Below are 2,141 nucleotides of genomic sequence, written 5' to 3'. Positions count from 1 at the left end.
CAACAATAATGCGCACGTATTCTCGCTCATTGTGCGCAGCGGTACACAATGTTTCAAATCAACTCACCGGCTTGCGGGTCAAATTCTTTGAAACAAAGTGCAAACTGTAAACTTAGTTTCTCGGCCAAATGCAAACTAGGTTTGCGATAGCCGTGCTATCCGCGACGCCCACAAACCGGGCATTCGACCTCAAGAAAGTAAGTGTACCAGATGCCTTTGCAGGCATCACACCAGTGGCCTTTCGCGCCTGCGCCGCTTGGGTTCACATCGAATGAAAGCTTGGTCAGTCCAAGGTTGCGCGATTGAGAAGATGTCTTTGACACACCAGACTTTGAGAACGGGAATCTTACCAAGTTAGTGTCGTCCTGATCATCCGACATTCTCTAATCTTTCCGTAGCTCGTATCTCTTGATTTTGTTCACCAGGCCAACTCTCGACAAACCCAACTCATCGGCAACCTTACTTTGGTTCCAATGTCTTGCATCAAGGGTTTGCGTTAAAACCGACTTCTCCAAGCTCTCGACTTTTTCCTTCAAAGTTGATCCGGATGGGACAAAGTTTGAAGCGCCGGAATCAGGCATAGGCGATTTGGAGATCTTTTCGGAAAGATGTCGGAGCGCAATGTAACCGCCTTGCTCTGCCACAGCTACCATCCGCTGAACCTCGGTCTCGAGCTCTCGAACATTACCGGGAAAGGGGAAGTTCTCTAACCTGTCCAAAACGTCAGTTGTTACACCTAAGACCCGACGTCCAACGACGCCCGCATATTTCTCAACGAAGAAATTGGTAAGAACGGGTATGTCTGAAGCGCGATCTTTCAATGCTGGTAGCTCAAGCTGGAAGCCCTTTAAGCGGTAATAGAGGTCTTTTCGGAAGGTGCCTTCTTCAACCAGCTCCTCAATTGAGCGGTTTGAAGCCGCAATGATGCGAACGTTGCTGGTAAGTGTTTTGTCTGACCCCAACGGCTTCACTTCGCCTTCTTGCAGAAATCGCAAGAGGGCAACTTGGAATTGGGGAGAGACCTCCGAAACCTCGTCGAGAAAAACCGTGCCGCCGTCCGCCGCTCTAAATAGGCCCAATCGGTCCGCGATTGCTCCTGGAAAGCCGCCGCGAACATGTCCAAACAGCTCCGAATAGAGCGCCTCATCAGAGACGCTACCACAGTTCTGACTGTGCAAAGGTGAATTCGCGCGATTGGAGTTGAAGTGAATGGCGCGGGCCAAAAGCTCTTTGCCGGTCCCGGTCGCACCGCGGATCAACACAGGCATATCGGTCTTGGCTGCAATCTTTGCCTCGCCGACAACTTCGGCCATCTGAGAGCTCGCATAGACCAAACGCTCAAAGCGCGACACACCACCTTGGACAGAACCGCTTTCTATTTGGCCAAACATGTCTTCGTCTAAAGACAACCTTAGTTCTCGAGTCAAAATACGATGCCGCCGCGACAGCTCCGTTTGTTCAAGCGCCCGTTTGACGGACATCCGGATTTGCTTTTCGTCGAGAGGCTTCATCAAGAAAAGGTAGGATGCTGAATCCTCGCACACCCGCGCACCTTCGCATCGTTCTTCGGCGTTGCAAACAACGATGCGTGAACATGCCGCGTGAGATAGTCGGGATCGAACAAGTGCGTTTTCTGATCCAAAATCGCGCAGATCCAAGTCATAGATTATCACGTCGACTTTGATGTCATCAAGTCGGTTCAGGGCAGACTTATCGTCGTCACAGTATATCAAACGATACCCATCGAGCTCGCTCAACGCTTTGGAAACCACTTGCGTGACCGCATCGTCAGTAGATTTGACCAGTACAGTTTGAATGTTAGACAAGGTTCTTACTTCCTCGACGCGCGCCGCTTGTTCATAGTAGGTGTATCGCAAAGTTACTTTGCATAAAGGTAACTAAACTTGCAAGCACTGCCGCGCGCACGAATAGCCGGTTTTCCTGCTGCGCGGCGGCGTAGAGATTTGTGCTGTTGCAGCAATTTCCGCACTGCCCGCGCACGTAGCACAAAATTGACACTTCCGCTGCGGGCTCTCTTGACACCTTCGCCGCGCAAATGACGAACGGCTGCTTAAGATATCAAAGCAATTGAGTAAGGGGCCGCCCTACCCTATTGCAGCCAGCCCAAAGCAACCCTTGGT

1 protein-coding gene is annotated in these 2,141 nt (G+C 51.1%); it reads right to left on the bottom strand.

Annotated elements, in window-relative coordinates:
- Window positions 1-383 precede the first annotated feature (383 nt).
- Window positions 384-1,877, bottom strand: coding sequence for a sigma 54-interacting transcriptional regulator (locus tag ACN0IC_RS15100; protein ID WP_416879586.1), 1,494 nt, complete (start codon window positions 1,875-1,877; stop codon window positions 384-386).
- Window positions 1,878-2,141 lie beyond the last annotated feature (264 nt).

The organism is Litorimonas sp., assembly GCA_029936425.1.
Taxonomy (GTDB): Bacteria; Pseudomonadota; Alphaproteobacteria; order Caulobacterales; family Maricaulaceae; genus Litorimonas.
The sequence above is the reverse complement of the archived record's forward strand: the minus strand, read 5'-3'. Positions and strand labels throughout refer to the sequence as shown.